The following is a 16,645-nucleotide window of genomic DNA, read 5'->3' as shown; positions in this document are numbered from 1 at the left end:
TCAAAAACAAATCGACGCAGGTACGGCCTCCGAAAGTGCTGCCAATTGCTGTGCCGGCGGCAGAAATTGCAGATTTTTAAACGCTCTGCACTCAGCCGATGGCCTTCAACACTTTCGGCAGTGCTTCGGCCAGAAGATCGAGATCGCGTTCCGGGCCGACGCTGATGCGGATGCAGCGGTTGAGCGGCGCCACGCCCGGCATGCGGATGAAGACGCCATGCTGGATCAGGCCATCGACGATGGCGCGTGCGTAGACACCGTCGCGGCCGCAATCGACGGCGACGAAATTGGTAGCGGAGGCAAGCGGCGAAAGCCCGTTGTCACGGGCGATCATGCCGATGTTGTCGCGGGCAGCGTGAATCTTGCCGACGACTTCGGCGAGGTAGGCCTGATCCTTCAGCGCCGCGAGTGCGGCGGCCGTCGCCAGCCGGTTCATGCCGAAATGATTGCGGATTTTGTCGAAAGCGAGCACCGTTTCTGGCACGCCGATGGCGTAACCGACACGAGCGCCGGCGAGGCCGTAAGCCTTGGAGAAGGTGCGGGTGCGCAGGACGTGCGGCAGGTCGATCAGCGCAGAGATATCGGGCAACGAACTGGCTGGCCCAGTCTCGCTATAGGCCTCGTCGAGAACGAGCAGGCAGCTCTCCGGCAGAGCGCGGGCAAAGGCGACGATCCTGTCGGCATCCCACCAGCTCCCCATCGGATTATCGGGGTTGGCGAAATAGACCAGCGGCGCATTCTCGCGTTTTACCGCCTCCAGCAGGCCGTCGAGATCCTCGCTATCGTCGACATAGGGTACCGTCACCAATCGTCCGCCGAAGCCGGCGACGTGGAAATTGAATGTCGGGTAGCCGCCGAGCGAGGTGACAACGGGTGCTTCCGGCTCGACGACCATGCGCACGATCAGGCCGAGCAGGCTGTCGATGCCTTCGCCGACGGCGATATTCGCGGGCTTGACACCGAGATGGGCGGCGAGCGCCTCTTTCAGCGCGAAATTTTCCGGGTCGTTATACATCCAGATATCGCCGGCCTGCTCGCGCATGGTCTCGATGACGGAGGGGGCGGGGCCGAAGCCGTTTTCATTGGCGCCGATGCGTGCCCGGACAGTCAATCCGCGCTGGCGTTCAAGGGCTTCCGGGCCGACGAAGGGCACGGTGGAGGGCAGGGCGCTGATCAGCGGCGTGAAGCGCGAGAAGGCGGACATGCTGGCTTTGTTTCCCGAATACAGTTGCAAGGCGCAGCACAATAGGCCCTTGGCGGGTGGTTGCAAGAGCGGAAAAACTCTGCTTCCGGATTGCGCTATTGGCGGTCATTCGACCGAATGACATGAGCCTTAGGTAGGCCCGGCATTTCCCGCATCCACGATCGCCTGAACAACAAGCGCGATACGTTTGTCACGCATGCCGGGTCTAACGCGGCCCGAACGTTCGAGCTCAGCAAGCCCATGAAGGGCTGCCCAGAAAGTCTCGGTTACGATCTCCACATCAGCGCAGAACGGAGACACCGCGGCCGCGATTGCTTCGAAACCGGCTCGAAGTTCCGATCTCGTTTCAGCTTCGGCGAACCTCAATTGGGTCGGCAGGATGAACATGGCTTCGTAGAGTGCCGGGTGATTTAACGCGAAGGTAAAATAGCCCATGGCAACATCCATGAGGGCGTCTCGGCGTCCCTTCGCCCCGTCTACCGCTGCCCGAAGAACGGTTGCGAGCTCGTTGAAGCCTTCGACCGCAACTGCTGCAACGATGGCATCTCTGTTGACGAAATGCGAGTAGAGGACAGGCTGGCTATATTCGATTTCTTTAGCCAGGCGGCGGATCGTAACGGCATCCCACCCTTCGCTTTCCGCGATTACACGTGCTGCAGCGATGATGCGATCTTCGCGTTCGGCCCGTTCTCGACTTTTTCGGTCTGCGATACTCATTCCAAAATCTCCATGCCCACAAGGCAACAGACTTATAGCAATGCTTGACTACCTAGCAATGCTAGATATAAGCTAGCGACGATAGATTATGTATCATGGCTAGGAGAATTACATGATGTACTGGCTTGTTAACGGGATCGGTTTGCTTGTGGCCCTCGCGATTATCGCAATCGGCACCAGCTATGTCGCAAGCCCAACGACCACAACGCGCAGCTTTGGCCTGCCGCTTCCTGAAGATGGCCCAAATATCCCTTGGTGGCTTCGCCTCAAGGGGGTTCGCGACGTCGTAGCGGGGTTACTCGTACTTGCGTTTATGGTGTGGGGTACTCAGCGGGAGATCGGCATCGTCCTCCTGGTCGAAGCGATCATCCCTGTCGGCGACATGCTGCTCATTCTCGCAGCGAAAGGCTCCACCAAGAGCGCCTTCGGCATTCACGGCCTCACGGCGGCGATCATGGTCCTGGCTGCCATCCCCATGATAATCGGTGCGCACTGAGATGGTTCAGGCTCTTTCAATCTGGTTCTTGGTTGTCGCATTCTCTGGCGCGGGCCTTGTCAACGCGATCGGCGCGTCCCGGACGCAAGGCGATTTCGCTCGATGGGGTTACCCGCTTTGGTGGGGCATTTTCACCGGTGGCCTGGAGATATTGAGCGCCGTCCTGATCGCGCTTCCTGTCAGCCGCATTATCGGCATGGCGCTTGGGGCGGTCATCATTGCGGCTGCGCTATTCACTGTTCTACGCCACCGCGAGTATTCACACCTTGCGCCATTGAGCGTCTTCATCACCTTGATCGCTCTCGCCGCAGCTTCATCTTAAGCACGGCTATCAAGATTGTTTGTGCGCTTCGGGTCAAACGCCGCCGAATTCATGCCGATTGGCGCTTGCCGCGCGCTGCAAGCGCCTCGGCGTTGCCGATCATGAAATCGGCGCGCACGACGCGTCTCAACGTTTCCGGCTCGATCAGGTTGATGAAGCGAACGTTGACGCGATTGTCCATGCGATTGATCTCGGCGCAGCCGATGCGATAGGCAAGGCCGAGGATGTTCAGATAGTAATGTGTCGGCAGGCCCACAGTCGTGCCGACCACGAAACTGGCGCCGCCCTGCGAGATGTCGACGATCTCGGCGCTACGCACCGAAATGCCCGTCAGGCATGGGCGCACGGCAATGAGGCGGGCCGGCCGTTGAACGAAAAATCGTTCCCACCTGTGCTCGTAGACTTCGGATTTGACTTTCGCCAGATGCGTTGCGCGAAGCATTGTCATTCCCCGTTTGAGGCTGCCGAATTCATCTCGGTTACAGCATGAACCTTGCACGGAGATTTTGCATAAGCGTCAACTCCGCCGATCGAATTTTAACGAATCGGGCGTTTTTCACCCGTTTGGGTGATATATCGCGCGCCAGACATGCAGTTTTTGAACCCTTCGCGTCATGAGACGTTCTCTTTTGTCGGCGGTTTTTTGCCGAGACATGCAGAATGAGGACGGGACGATGATCGATATCAAAATTTCGCGGGGGACCTGGGTTGTGGTTTGCGACGGCGCCAAGGCGCTGATCCTGAAGAGTTCGAATGGCGGCCCGCATCCGGATTTGCGAACCTGCGAAACCATGGAGCAGCCGCATGCACCAGATCGAGAACTCGGCGCAGACAAGCCGGGGCGTACACACCAGGCCGACGGGTTCGCAGGCAGCGCCGTGGAAGAAACGGAATGGCATGAACAGGCAGCGGTGGAGTTTTTGAAGGGTGTTGCAGCGAAGGTCGACGCGCTGGTGCAGGCGAAGGGCATCGACCGCCTCATCCTTGTGGCGCCGCCGCGCGCGCTTGGCGTTCTGCGGCCTCATCTCAGGGCTCATTCGCAGGCCGTCATCGTGGCCGAGATCGCCAAGGATCTGACGAATTTTCCTGTCGATCAAATTGAGCGCCATCTTGTCGCTTGAAGAGATGGAAAGGCGCGCAAATCGCATTGCCCCTCCACGCCTGGACCTGCACGGCGTCGCCTGCTGTAGGCCCGTCGCCTTGTCTTGACATCGGCCTTGGCTTCGATCATACGAAAATCCGGTTCGGGGCACCGGCCGCTCGCGGATGAAGATCCACGGTGAAGCCCTCGCGAATATTGTCACAGCCATCTGGCGCATGCTGACTGGCGGTAACGCGAGCTCCGATCTGCAGTCGTAAACGCATGCCTTTTGAGAGGCTGACTCCGTGACGACGATCTATCCGTCTATTGATGAATTGAAAGAGCAGGCCAAACGCCTACGGCAGGCTATAGCCGCGCGCGGTGGCGATATGGCTCACAGCGCCGCCTTGGAACTGGTCGCCAAGCAATACGGGCTGCGCGACTGGAATACGCTGGCGGCACTTGCGGCAAAACCGAATGCAATGCCCATCGCGCCGGCTGTCGTCGGGAATGCAGTTCGCGGCCGCTACCTGAACCAGCCGTTCACCGGCAGGGTGCTGGCGCTTTCGGAGCAGTCCGGTGGGCTTTACAGGATCACCATCCATTTCGACGATCCGGTGGATGTGGTGACCTTTGAGAGCTTCTCGGCCTTCCGCCAGCGCATCAACGCCCAGATCGACGTCAACGGCATTTCGCCGCGCAAGACCTCCGACGGCGTGCCGCATCTGGTGTTGGACATCTAAGCATTCATCCTTTCATCAATCGATCGCAGCCGTCATCTGGCGGTGCGCGACGCTGCCTGGATTTTTTCGATGACGAATCATTCCGAAAGCAACATGTTCCTGAGCGGCTGGCTGCCGGGCGTCTTTGCCCGCACGGCCGCGCCGATCATTATGATCACGACGATCAACGGCCTCTTTGCCGTGGTCGATGCTTATTTCCTCGGCATTTATGTGGGTGCCGATGCTCTCTCGGCAGTCAGCCTCATTTTTCCGGCGCTGATGCTGCTGGTCGCGCTGCAATCCCTGGTCTCCAACGGTATGGCGAGCATCCTGGCGCGGCGTCTGGGGGCGGGAGATCGGGCCGGCGCAAGGCAGGTCTTCAGCGCCGCCCATGGCCTGGCCCTGGCGGTGGTGATCCTGGTCAACGCCGTCTACTGGACAGTTGGGCGGCAAGTCATCGCCGCAAGTGCGGCAGGAAACGCCGCCGTTGCCGGCAATGCCGCTGTTTTCATGGGGGTCATGGTCGGTTTCGCACCAGTGAGCTTTCTCTTGTCGGTGCATATCGACGCCCTGCGTTGTGAGGGCAAGATCGGCTTCATGACGCTGGTAACGCTTGCTTCGACACTCCTCAACATCATCGCCAACTGGCTCCTGATGGCGGTGATGCATTGGGGCGCCATCGGCTCGGCCGCCGGTTCGATCGCGGCGCAATTCATTTGCCTGGCGATCGTCCTGTTCTATCGCTCGCGGCGACCCGGTGCACTCAGGCCGTCAATATCATTTCCGATGGCTGAATGGCGTGGGATCGTCGCTTTCGGTGCGCCGATGAGCCTGGGTTTCATCGGCATATCCCTGAGTTCGGCATCGATCCTCTTCAACCTGTCGATCTGGCACCAGGGAGACTATGTCGCGACCGTCGGCGCTTACGGAATTATCACCCGGGTGATGACCTTCGCGTATCTGCCGCTGCTCGGTCTCAGCATCGCCCTGCAGACGATAGCCGGCCATAATCACGGCGCGGCACTTCCCGCCCGTGTCGGCCGAAGCCTGCAGATCGCGATGGTATCGGCGCTGGTCTATTGCACTGTGGTAGAGCTGGTCGTCGAAATGTTCGCGGGCAGGCTGGGTGGCGTTTTTGTCGGCGATTCCATCATCATTGCAGAGGTCGGACGGATATTGCCGTGGACGGTCGGCGCCTATTTCCTCTTCGGACAGATGATCGTGCTGTCCTCCTATTTCCAGTCGATCGGCGATGCGAAGCGGGGCGCCATTTTCGGCCTAGCACGGCCTTATTTCTTCACGCTGCCGCTGACATTCCTGCTGCCCTTCATGTTCGGTGAAACCGGCATTTGGATGGTACCGGTATTCGCGGAGGCGGGAATGTTCGTGCTCGCTTGGCTGGTATTGTCGCGCAACGCCAGGGATCGCGGTTGGTGATACGGTCTGTTGTCGGCATGAGCATAAAGGCCGCGTCCTTGAGGCGCGGCCTTTACCGTTCAGCCGCAATCAGGCCTTGAGAAGCCATTCATGCTCGGGCGCGTTGTAGAACTTCCAGGTGCGTTTCGGACCGGCCATGACGTTGAGATAGTAGAGGTCGTAGCCATGGCAGGCAGCACAGGGATGGTATCCTTTCGGCACCAGCGTCACGTCGCCGTCCTCCAGCACCATGACTTCGTCCAGCGAGCGATCATCCGTATAGACCCGCTGGAAGCCGAAGCCCTGCCGCGGGTTCAGGCGATGGTAGTAGGTCTCCTCCAGAAAGCTCTCGTTCGGCAAATTGTCCCGATCGTGCTTGTGCGGCGGGTAGGACGACGTATGGCCGCCCGGCGTGATGACTTCGACCACCAGCAAGGAATGCGCCGCGCCATCGTCTTCCGGCATGATGTTGTTGACGTAGCGGACATTGGTGCCCTTGCCGCGCGTCAGCGCCGGATGGGTGCCCGGCGGGATGGCGCGGGCTTCATAGGAGCCGCCGCCCGGTGCCGAGCAGACGGCCAGTTCCAACTCGGTCTCCGCGGTCACCGACCAGTTCGACCCTGCTGGAACATAGAGCGCGTGGGGCGCGCCCTCAAAAGGGGTCATGCGCTCGCCGAGCGAGCCGAAATCCTTCGCGCCTGCCTTGGCGCGTCCCTTGCCGCTGACCCAGACCAGGCAGACCTCACGATCGACGGTTTCCGCCGAAGCCGTCTCGCCCGGCTTCAGGCGATGAAGGTCGAATCCGACATAGGTCCACCCGGCGCTTTCGGGCGTGACATGGGTGACGCGACCATGGGAGCCATCAGGCCTGACCTTGAGATTTGGCATTGGTGTTTGTCCTTCGTTGCTTGAGGAGAGGCCTTCGGCTCCCTCTACCCCTTGGGAAAGCCCTCGGTTTCCACCGCATAGCCCGCTGCCGTCATGACGCGCATCAATTCGGCATGGCCGATCTCAGCCATTTTCTGCGGCGGAGCCTTGCGCGGATCCTGCTCGGCCTCGACGACGAACCATCCTTCATAGCCGTAATCGGCCAGACGCTGGACGATGGCGCCGAAATCGAGCGAGCCGTCGCCCGGTACTGTGAACGCACCGAGCGCCACAGCGTCGAGGAACGACTGCCGGCTGCGATCCAGCCCATCGATAACGGGCTTGCGGATATCCTTGACGTGAACGTGGTTGATGCGGGCGTGGTGGTTGTCGATAGCCCGCAGGACGTCGCCGCCGGCAAAGGCAAGGTGACCGGCATCGAGCAGGAGCGGAATGCCTTCGCCGGAATTGCGCATGAAGGCTTCGAGTTCCGGTTCGGTTTCCACGACCGCGGCCATATGATGGTGGTAGGAGAGCGGCATGCCCTGCTCGGCGCACCATTCGCCAAATTGGGTCACGCGCCCGGCATAGGCCTTCATCTCGTCATCCGAAAGGCGCGGCTTGGTGGCGAGCGGCTTGGAGCGGTCGCCCTGAATGGAGCGGCCGACTTCGCCATAGACGATGCAAGGCGCATTGACCGCCTTGAACAGCGCGATCATCGGCGCGATGCGGTCCTTGTTCGCAGCAAGCTCCTCATTGACCAACGTTCCCGAGAACCAGCCGCCGCAAAGCGTCACGTCGGCGGCGCGCAGGATGGGCAGCATTTCGTCAGGATTGCTGGGGAAGCGCCGCCCCTGTTCCATGCCGGTGAAACCAGCGCTGCGCGACTGGCGCAGGCATTCCTCGAGGGATACATCGTCGCTGAGCTCAGGAAGGTCGTCGTTCCACCAGGCGATGGGCGACATGCCGAGTTTGGCCTTCATCAATAGTCTCCTTAAAGGCATCGTTTTGAGGGAGCCGGATGGCTCCCGAAAAATGACGGAAATCGATCAGCCGATGCGCTGGGAGGCGCGGGCCTGCTCGTAGGCGGCGCGGGCCTTGTTGACTTCGGCGCGCGGGCTGACCTCGGGAACGGCGACATCCCACCAGTGCCCGCCTTCTTCCGTCGTGATCAGCGGGTCGGTGTCGATGACGATGACTGAGGTGCGGTCGTTCTTCTTCGAAGCTTCGATCGCCTGTTCCAGTTCGGCGAGGGAAGCGGCCTTGACGGCCACGGCGCCCATGCTCTCTGCATGCGCCCGGAAATCGATCTCCGGCATCACCTCGTGACGGGCATCCTTCAAGAGATTGTTGAAGTTCGCGCCGCCGGTCGCCATCTGCAGGCGGTTGATGCAGCCATAGCCTCTGTTGTCGAGCAGGACGACGGTGATCTTCAGGCCGAGCATGACCGAGGTCGCCAGTTCGGAATTCAGCATCATGTAGGAGCCGTCGCCGACCATGACGACGACCTCTTTGTCCGGCCGCGCCATCTTCACGCCGAGCGCGCCGGCGATCTCGTAGCCCATGCAGGAGAAGCCATATTCCATGTGATAGCTGCCGGGCACCGTCGCGGGCCAGAGCTTGTGCAGCTCGCCGGGCAGCCCGCCCGCGGCGCAAACCACGATGCTCTTTTCCCCGCCGATTGTGCGGGTGACGGCGCCGATCACCTGGGCGTCGGAGGGCAGGGCGGTATTCGTCGTCGTCATCGCCTTGGCGGCAGCCTCCATCCAGATCTTCTTTTCCCGTGTTGTTTTCTCGGCAAGCCCTGCCGGCGCTTTCCAGCCGGAAAGGCCCGTGGACAGGGCTTTCAACCCTTCGCGCGCATCTGTCACCAAGGGGTGACCATTGTGCTTGAACGCGTCATAGGCCGCGATGTTGAGGCCGAGTATCGTCAGTTTTTCGTTCTTGAACAGCGCCCAGGAACCGGTGGTGAAATCCTGGCAGCGGGTGCCCACAGCGATGACCAGATCGGTTTCCTCGGAAATGGCGTTGGCGGCCGATGTGCCGGTAACGCCGACCGAACCAAGCGCCAGCGGATGCCTCTCGTCGATCGCCGATTTACCCGCCTGTGTCACGACGACCGGAATACCGTGCGCTTCCGCGAAGGCAGTAAGCTCGTTCGTTGCCTGTGAATAGAGCACGCCGCCACCGGCAACGATCACGGGCTTTTCGGATTTGCGGATCAGCGCAATGGCGTTTGCGAGTTCGTCCGCATCCGGCTTCGGGCGGCGCTGCGTCCAGACATGTTCCTCGAAGAAGCTCTCCGGATAGTCGAAGGCCTCAGCCTGCACATCTTGACAAAGCGACAGTGTCACCGGACCGCAATCGAGCGGGTCGGTCAGCACCTGCATGGCGCGTTTCAGCGCCGTGATGATCTGTTCGGGTCGGGTGATACGATCGAAATAGCGCGATACCGGACGGAAGGCGTCGTTGGCCGACACCGTGCCGTCGCCAAAAGCCTCGATCTGCTGCAGCACCGGATCGGGCGCGCGGTTGGCGAAGACATCGCCGGGGAGGAGGAGCACGGGGATGCGGTTGACATGCGCCACGCCGGCGGCGGTCACCATATTCAGCGCGCCGGGACCGATCGATGTCGTGCAGGCCATGAAGCGCTGCCGGAAACTGGTCTTCGCATAGGCGATGGCGGCATGCGCCATGCCCTGTTCGTTATGGGCACGGAAGGTCGGCAGCTCCTCGCGCACCTGATAGAGCGCTTCCCCCATGCCGGCGACGTTGCCATGGCCGAAGATCGCCCAGACGCCGCCGAAGATCGGCAGCTTCTGACCATCGATCACGGTCATCTGCTTTTTGAGGAAATGCGCGACGGCCTGTGCCATCGTCAATCGGATCGTCTTGCCCATGGGGCGCCTCCCAAATGCATTTTAGTCCATTGTTTGCGCATCGTTTTCCCCGAAAACCGGTATCGATTTTTCGGAGCGATGCGCCGAGCTATTCCAGTCCGCGGGTTTTCAGCCACGCCTGAGTCAATTGTCGGAAGCGTCCGGCCATTTCGCTGATCGCTTCCTCGTCGTTCATGCCGCCCGACATCCAGGCGCGCGCCGCATCGGAAAAGATCGTCCGTCCGACGGCGAAACCCTTGACGGAGGGTGCGGCCAGCGTCGCCTCGAAACTCCGGATCAACTCCTCCGCCGGCGCCTCCAGGCCAAGCAGCACGATACCCCTGCACAATGGATCATTTTTGGCGATCACGGCATCGATTTTTTGCCAGGCCGCGGTCGATTCCTGCGGTTCCAGCTTCCACCAGTCGGGCTTGATGCCGAGCGCATAGAGCTCTTCCATTGCCGTCGGGATGGTATCGTCGGTCAACGGTCCGTTCTTGCCGGCGATGATCTCGACCAGCAATTCGCGGCCGACCTTACGCGCGGCTTCGAACAGGGTGCGCAGCTTCTCCTGCTGCTCCGCCTTCAACTCCGCAGGATCGTCGGGATGGTAGAAGCAGAGGCATTTGATGCAATGATTGAGGGGCCATTCGGTGAGCTGCGAGCCGATATCCTGGCTGAACTCGAATTTCAGCGGCTTCGAGCCCGGCAATTCGACGGGGCGGCCGATCCAGGAGAAATTCTTCGTGGCGGCGTCGAAAAAGGCATCGCGGCCGAAGCGCTCGTCGATCAGCATGCCATAACCGGTGCGCCCACCCGAAACGCGCGCCGCCGCCTCGACCGCAAGCCGCTTGAAGGACACTATTTTGTGGTGGGCGACGCCCAGCTCGTCGGCGACGCTGACAAGCTGCGAACGATGATCGATCGCAAGCGCCATCAAGAGCGGAATCTCGCCATTCCGTGTCGTCGCCCAATGAATATGGTTGATCGCCTCGTCCTTGCGCAGCGCCCGATGCTTGCTGCCCGTCTTCAGGAAGAAATCGAGTTCGGCCCAGGTCGGATATTCCGGCGAGCAGAGCAGGCGCGAGACCGCAAAGGCACCGCAGGCATTGGCCCAGGTGGCGCAGGTCTTCAGCGGTTCGTCGCGCAAAAAGCCGCGCAGGAAACCTGACATGAAGGCATCGCCTGCGCCAAGCACGTTGAACACTTCGATCGGAAAACCCTGGCCGACGATACCGGCCTCGAGGTCGTCGGAGATCGGCCCGTCATAAACGATGCAGCCCATGGCGCCGCGCTTCAGCACGATGGTTGCCTTGGAAAGGCGGCGGATTTCCTTGATCGCGCCGAGCACGTCGTCGACGCCCGCGCCGATCATGATCTCCTCTTCCGTGCCGACGATCAGGTCGCAATCCGCCAGCGTCTCCTTCATTTTCGCGGAAACACGATCGGATTTCACGTAGCGCTCGAAACCTTCGGCATGGCCGGCTAGGCCCCAGAGATTTGGCCGGTAATCGATGTCGAAGATCACCTTGCGGCCGTTCGCTTTGGCGATGCGGATTGCCTTGCGTTGCGCGGCCTCCGTGTTCGGCTTGGAGAAATGCGTGCCGGAAACGAGCACGGCACGGGACGAGCGGATGAAATTCTCGTCGATGTCACCCTCGTTGAGCGCCATGTCGGCGCAGTCGGACCGATAGAAGATCATCGGCGAGACACCTTCGGCCTCGACCGCAAGCAACACCAGTGCCGTCAGGCGTTCCTTGTCGGTGGCGATCCCTTCCGTCGCGACGCCTTCGCGTGCCGTCTGTTCGCGGATGAAACGGCCCATTTGCTCGTCGCCGACGCGGGTAATCAAGCCGGATTTCAGGCCGAGCCGCGCCGTGCCGATGGCGATATTGGCCGGGCAGCCGCCGACCGATTTTGCAAAGGACGCAATATCCTCCAGCCGCGAGCCGATCTGCTGGCCATAAAGGTCGACGGAGGATCGGCCGATGGTGATCACATCGAGTGTCGGCTCCGGCTGGGCGCCAGGATTGTCGTGTGCCATGATGTCCTCCCGTCCAGGCATGATCCCGATAACCCTTCAGTTTTCACTGGGGTCATGCGTCATTGAAAGTGCCGGCCCGTCTTCGTTTCGTCCGGGCTCCGGTAGATTTTGCGGCCGTGTTCCGTGACCGCGATCATGGACATTATGAAACATAGGTTCCGTCATTTTGTCAATTCGGAATATTTATTCCATTTTGGTTTTATGAGATTTTGCAACGGCATCTTTCCTCCGCCGTTCGGCAATCGCGACGGGGAAGGCCATGATGAGTGCCATGGAGGCCGACAGCGAGCGGAAACCGGCAAAATCAGCCTCAGCCACCTCGAACCAGTGCGTGGCGCACGCCGTCAGCGGTGAAAAGGCCGAATCGGTAATGGCGATCACCGGCACGTTGCGTCCAGCGAGATCCTGCGCCTGCGCTAGGCTGTCGGCGGCGTAGGGGGAGAAGCTGGCGGCAATCGCAGCATCCCTTTCCGTAGCAAAGCGGGCAAGCTCGCCATCGATGCCGTTCGGCGAAGCAACGATCTGATGACGGATGTTCAATTTGGAAAAGGCATAGGTCATATGCGCCGAAAGCGGATAGGAACGGCGCTTGGCGATGAGATAGATCGTCTCGGCAGCGGCGAGCACATCCACCGCCTTGGCAAACGTATCCGTCTCGATCGTGGCGGCGAGCTTGTTGACCGACTGGCTGGCGGCGGCGAGGAATCCTGAGAGAATGCCGGCGTCTTCATCCTTGATCCCGGACTGTTCCAGCGTGATTAGCCGCTCCTCGTAACTCAGGGTTCGATCGCGCAGCCTTTCGCGGAAGATGCTCTGCAGGTCGGAGAACCCCTCATAACCGAGATGATGGGCGAGACGCACGAGGGTCGAAGGCTGGACATCTGCGGCAGTGGCAATGCTCGCCGTGGTGCCGAAGGCGATTTCATCCGGATTCCCGAGCGCGAAAGCGGCGACCTGGGCCAGACGTTTCGGCATGGCGTTCTTGCGCTCGATGATGGTGCTGCGCAGACTTTCAAAATCTCGCGGCACCTTGGTTCGCGTTTCGATTTCGTTGTCCATGCCTTTACCCTTTTTCGATGCCATGCCCGTCAATGAAACAAACATTCCATATTTTGCACGATAACGGATTTTGAATAGTTCGGCACGATTATTTTTAAGCTAATGAATTTACGCGGATAAATTTCATTCCTCGGATTCCGCGTCGCGATTGATCAGTCAGCCCGCTTGTCAAAACGGTCCAAATATTCCAAAAATCCATTGGAGTTTCGGGAGAAGGCTTGAGGAGGGAAATGCATATGAAGGCATTGGGCGTCGGATTGATCGGAACCGGCTACATGGGCAAATGCCATGCGCTGGCGTGGAATGCGGTCAAGACCGTCTTCGGTGATGTCGAACGGCCACGCCTCGTGCATCTCGCGGAAGCCAACCCCGAATTGGCGAGGGAACGTGGCGATGAATTCGGTTTCGAAAAGACGACGGCCGACTGGCGCGAACTGATCGCCGACCCGCAAGTTGACGTCGTCTCCGTCACCACGCCCAATCAATTCCATCCGGAAATGGCGATCGCGGCGCTGGAAGCCGGCAAGCATGTCTGGTGTGAAAAGCCGATGGCGCCCGCCTATGCCGACGCCGAACGCATGGTCAGCGCCGCCAAAGCCTCGGGCAAGATCGCTGTCCTGGGCTATAATTATATTCAAAACCCGGTGATGCGGCACATCAAGGCGCTGATCGGCGAAGGCGCGATCGGCAACGTCAATCATGTCCGCGTCGAGATGGATGAAGACTTCATGGCCGATCCCGAGGGCTTTTTCTATTGGAAGAGCGAACTGGCCGGCGGCTATGGCGCGCTCGACGACTTCGCCGTGCACCCGCTATCGCTGCTCTGGTTTCTGTTCGGCCATGTCGAAGCTGTCATCACCGATATGGTCAAGCCCTATGCTGATCGGCCGTTGAAAGAAGGTGGGCGGCGGGCGGTCGAGAATCACGATCTCGCCAATGTACTGATGCGACTGAGTGGTGGCATCTCCGCGATCCTGATGGCGAATCGCACCGCCTGGGGACGCAAAGGCCGCATCGCCCTGCAGATCTTCGGCTCGAAAGGCTCGATCACCTACGATCAGGAGCGCATGAACGAATTCGAGCTTTATCAGGCGGAGGGTAGGGGCACCGAACAGGGATTCCGCAAGGTGCTCGCAGCGCCGGCCCATAGACCCTATGACCGGTTCATCCCGGCGCCCGGCCATGGGCTCGGCTTCAACGACCTGAAGATCATCGAGTGCCGTGAGCTGATTCGCGCCATTTCCGGCGATACGGCGTCGGTCGTGAGTTTCACGGATGGCCTGCGCATCGAAAGATCGGTACATGCCATGGCGCAATCGTTCCATGAGCGCCGCTGGGTCGAGATACCGGCCTGAGTTCCGCCCTAATTTTCTCCCGATCTCGGGCGCAAGGTCAGCTATGATTGACGCTTGCAAGAGTAGGCGTTACCCCTGAAATCCGCAGGCGCGATCGCCTATATCAGGGTGACGAGCCGCTATAACAATAATGGAGTAAGGATCGTGACGGGCAGATTGGTCATTGTCGGGGCCGGACAGGCCGGTTTCGCGCTTGCCGCTAAAATGCGGGCGCTCGGAGATTTGAGGCCGATCACGATCATTGGCGCGGAGGAAAATCTCCCCTATCAGCGACCGCCGCTTACCAAGAAATACCTTCTCGGCGAGATGGCCTTCGATCGCCTGCTGTTCCGCACGGAGCATTGGTACGCCGACAACAATGTCGAAGTTCGCTTGTCTACCTGGGTCGAGCAGATCGACCGGGCCGCAAAGAAGGTCGTCACACAGGACGGTTCGGTGCTGGATTATCACACGCTGGCATTGGCAACCGGCGCGGCGCCGCGCCCCCTGCCGCCCTCCGTCGGCGGCGCTCTCGAAGGCGTTTATCTCGCCAGAGATAAACGTGATGCCGATCAGCTAGCCAACGAAATGCGCGCGGGCCGCCGTGTTCTCATCATCGGTGGCGGCTATATCGGCCTCGAAGCCGCGGCAGTTGCCCGCCATCGCGGCCTCGAAGTCACGCTTATCGAAATGGCCGACAGAATTCTGCAGCGCGTCGCCGCCAAGGAGACGGCAGACATCATGCGTGCGATTCACAGACAACATGACGTCGTCATCCGCGAAAAGACCGGCCTTAAGCAACTCGTCGGCAAAAACGGCCATGTCGCCGCCGCGGAATTGTCGGATGGCTCCACCATAGACATTGATTTCGTCGTCGTCGGCATCGGCGTTGCCCCGAATGACCAGCTCGCCAAGGAAGCGGGCCTGGAAGTTGGCAACGGCATCATCGTCGATTCGTTTGCCCGCACCTCCGATCCCTCCATCTTCGCAGTGGGCGATTGCGCAGAGCTGCCCTGGAACGGCGGCCGCATTCGTCTCGAATCGGTACAGAACGCCGTCGACCAGGCCGAAGCCGCAGCCGCAATCATCGCTGGCGGCGATGAGGCCTATGATCCGAAGCCATGGTTCTGGTCGGATCAATATGAGGTGAAATTGCAGATCGCCGGTTTCAACCTTGGCTATGACGAAACCCTTCTGCGCCCCGGCACTCGTGAGGGATCGGCTTCGGTCTGGTATTTCAAAAAGGGCCGTTTCATTGCGGTGGACGCCATCAATGATGCGAAGGCCTATGTGACCGGCAAGAAGCTGCTGGAAACCGGCATCAGCCCGGACAGGGCAATTCTGGCCGACCCCGCTGCGGACCTTAAGCAGTTGCTGGCCTGAAGCAATTCCAGGAAAAGTGCGAAGCGGTTTTCCGTCCGGAATTGCGTAAAACAAAAGAATAGAGCGGGAAAGCGATTCCGTTAAACGCTGAACCGCTCTAAGGGAACCGCAAGCCGGCGGCCGTGTTCTTCTTTCTAGGATGCGCGCACAGCTAATGCAGGGAGAACGTGCAGAGAGGCGAAAAAGCGCTTGCGTCGATAAATGATTGGCCGTATCAGGGCCGCACCGGAGAGGTGGCCGAGTGGTCGAAGGCGCTCCCCTGCTAAGGGAGTATACGTCAAAAGCGTATCGTGGGTTCGAATCCCATCTTCTCCGCCATCCTGCTTTGCGTCACGGCCCGCAGGACGGCGAATTCCCCCCGCTATTGATATCCTGCACGATTTCTCAATTCTGTCCGTTGTCGATTCCCTTTTGTCATCCCGCTGCAATCTTGCGGGCAGATAGTAGGTAACTACTGATTCTCCGTCGAATCGGCCGAAGCAGAATCACTGGCTGGTGACGTCGTGCTGAGTAACGAGAGTGGATTTACTTTGCTCAGCTCTGCCGATGGTTGTCCCCTGAATTGGCGAGCATGACCTAGCGGAATCCATGAAATTGCCCTGAATCGGCCATTATGACGGCCGGTCCCGCCTCTGCGTCATCAATTGAAACCGGCCGGTAAGTGCTGGTATCGTAACGGCTTTCTTAACAAAAAATAAACAAATGCGAGGTCCGTGTGGCGGACTTGTGTCCTTTCGGCAACAGGACTTAGCGAAGGCTCATGTAAACACCCCTTTCCGATAAGATGTAGATTGCGTGACAGTTCGCGTCTTGTATTTTCAATCTCGGAAGCAAGGGCGATTGATCGTCCACTTCTTGAAACACGAGGATGGGGCAGGGAATGCCTTCGGGTAGTTCTCATTCTCGATTGAAACTTTGACTGGAGGTCAATAATGAACATCAAGAGCCTTCTTCTCGGCTCCGCTGCTGCTCTCGCAGCAGTTTCCGGTGCTCAGGCGGCTGACGCTGTTGTTGCCGCTGAGCCGGAGCCGCTCGAATACGTTCGCATCTGCGACGCATACGGTGCAGGCTACTTCTTCATTCCGGGAACCGAAACCTGCCTCAAGATCGGCGGTAAGGTT

At 59.8% G+C, this 16,645-nt stretch carries 16 protein-coding genes and 1 tRNA gene; 9 read left to right on the top strand and 8 right to left on the bottom strand.

From position 1 onward, the window contains the following. Positions 1–91: 91 nt before the first annotated feature. Together PY649_RS25710 and PY649_RS25705 are read right to left on the bottom strand one after the other, a co-directional pair. Positions 92–1,204 (bottom strand): pyridoxal phosphate-dependent aminotransferase, encoded by a 1,113-nt coding sequence (locus PY649_RS25710; RefSeq protein ID WP_285871684.1) that lies wholly within the window; start codon positions 1,202–1,204, stop codon positions 92–94. 129 nt (positions 1,205–1,333) lie between these two features. Further along, a complete protein-coding gene (locus PY649_RS25705) occupies positions 1,334–1,921 on the bottom strand; it encodes a TetR/AcrR family transcriptional regulator (protein ID WP_285871683.1) in 588 nt (195 codons plus the stop codon). A gap of 115 nt (positions 1,922–2,036) precedes the next feature. Here PY649_RS25705 and PY649_RS25700 point away from each other — a divergent pair, with 115 nt between their 5' ends. After that, on the top strand, positions 2,037–2,417 hold the full coding sequence (locus PY649_RS25700) for a DUF4267 domain-containing protein (protein ID WP_285871758.1): 381 nt from the start codon (positions 2,037–2,039) through the stop codon (positions 2,415–2,417). A gap of 1 nt (position 2,418) precedes the next feature. After that, entirely contained in the window at positions 2,419–2,739 is a 321-nt protein-coding gene (locus PY649_RS25695; RefSeq protein ID WP_285871682.1) for a DoxX family protein, read from the top strand. A gap of 49 nt (positions 2,740–2,788) precedes the next feature. Here the strand turns inward: PY649_RS25695 and PY649_RS25690 are convergent, their stop codons facing one another. Beyond that, positions 2,789–3,187, bottom strand: coding sequence for a PilZ domain-containing protein (locus PY649_RS25690; protein ID WP_285871681.1), 399 nt, complete (start codon positions 3,185–3,187; stop codon positions 2,789–2,791). 226 nt (positions 3,188–3,413) lie between these two features. Here PY649_RS25690 and PY649_RS25685 point away from each other — a divergent pair, with 226 nt between their 5' ends. From PY649_RS25685 to PY649_RS25675, 3 genes are all read left to right on the top strand, one after another. After that, positions 3,414–3,860 carry a baeRF12 domain-containing protein gene (locus PY649_RS25685; RefSeq protein WP_285871680.1) on the top strand — a complete coding sequence of 149 codons (447 nt, stop codon included), beginning with the start codon at positions 3,414–3,416 and terminating at the stop codon, positions 3,858–3,860. A gap of 265 nt (positions 3,861–4,125) precedes the next feature. Next, positions 4,126–4,563, top strand: a complete 438-nt coding sequence (locus PY649_RS25680; protein ID WP_285871679.1) for a glyoxalase superfamily protein — start codon at positions 4,126–4,128, stop codon at positions 4,561–4,563. A 69-nt stretch (positions 4,564–4,632) separates the two neighbouring features. Beyond that, the gene (locus PY649_RS25675) at positions 4,633–5,979 is read left to right on the top strand and encodes an MATE family efflux transporter (RefSeq protein WP_285871678.1); all 1,347 of its coding nucleotides are present in this window, start codon (positions 4,633–4,635) and stop codon (positions 5,977–5,979) included. A 69-nt stretch (positions 5,980–6,048) separates the two neighbouring features. On the opposite strand, the gene iolB is transcribed toward PY649_RS25675, so the two are convergent. The 5 genes from iolB to PY649_RS25650 all read right to left on the bottom strand — a co-directional run bounded on the left by iolB (position 6,049) and on the right by PY649_RS25650 (position 12,807). Continuing rightward, complete coding sequence (iolB, locus tag PY649_RS25670; RefSeq protein WP_285871677.1) at positions 6,049–6,846, bottom strand: 5-deoxy-glucuronate isomerase; 798 nt, start codon at positions 6,844–6,846, stop codon at positions 6,049–6,051. A gap of 44 nt (positions 6,847–6,890) precedes the next feature. After that, positions 6,891–7,808, bottom strand: a complete 918-nt coding sequence (iolE, locus tag PY649_RS25665; protein ID WP_285871676.1) for a myo-inosose-2 dehydratase — start codon at positions 7,806–7,808, stop codon at positions 6,891–6,893. Positions 7,809–7,874: 66 nt separating this feature from the next. Continuing rightward, entirely contained in the window at positions 7,875–9,725 is a 1,851-nt protein-coding gene (iolD, locus tag PY649_RS25660) for a 3D-(3,5/4)-trihydroxycyclohexane-1,2-dione acylhydrolase (decyclizing) (RefSeq protein WP_285871675.1), read from the bottom strand. A gap of 88 nt (positions 9,726–9,813) precedes the next feature. Continuing rightward, complete coding sequence (locus PY649_RS25655) at positions 9,814–11,748, bottom strand: bifunctional 5-dehydro-2-deoxygluconokinase/5-dehydro-2-deoxyphosphogluconate aldolase (RefSeq protein ID WP_285871674.1); 1,935 nt, start codon at positions 11,746–11,748, stop codon at positions 9,814–9,816. A gap of 183 nt (positions 11,749–11,931) precedes the next feature. Then, positions 11,932–12,807 carry a MurR/RpiR family transcriptional regulator gene (locus PY649_RS25650; RefSeq protein WP_285871673.1) on the bottom strand — a complete coding sequence of 292 codons (876 nt, stop codon included), beginning with the start codon at positions 12,805–12,807 and terminating at the stop codon, positions 11,932–11,934. Positions 12,808–13,043: 236 nt separating this feature from the next. Here PY649_RS25650 and PY649_RS25645 point away from each other — a divergent pair, with 236 nt between their 5' ends. The 4 genes from PY649_RS25645 to PY649_RS25630 all read left to right on the top strand — a co-directional run. Beyond that, on the top strand, positions 13,044–14,162 hold the full coding sequence (locus PY649_RS25645) for a Gfo/Idh/MocA family protein (RefSeq protein WP_285871672.1): 1,119 nt from the start codon (positions 13,044–13,046) through the stop codon (positions 14,160–14,162). A 144-nt stretch (positions 14,163–14,306) separates the two neighbouring features. Then, entirely contained in the window at positions 14,307–15,524 is a 1,218-nt protein-coding gene (locus PY649_RS25640; RefSeq protein ID WP_285871671.1) for an NAD(P)/FAD-dependent oxidoreductase, read from the top strand. Between the two features lie 227 nt (positions 15,525–15,751). Next, positions 15,752–15,842: transfer RNA gene (locus PY649_RS25635), tRNA-Ser, on the top strand. A 614-nt stretch (positions 15,843–16,456) separates the two neighbouring features. Then, a partial coding sequence (locus PY649_RS25630) for a porin (RefSeq protein ID WP_285871670.1) occupies positions 16,457–16,645 on the top strand: 189 nt, incomplete at its 3' end.

Source organism: Rhizobium mayense, assembly GCF_030272705.1.
GTDB classification, from domain to species: domain Bacteria; phylum Pseudomonadota; class Alphaproteobacteria; order Rhizobiales; family Rhizobiaceae; genus Rhizobium; species Rhizobium mayense.
Note: the sequence above shows the minus strand (reverse complement) of the source record. Positions and strands in the feature narration are given on the sequence as shown.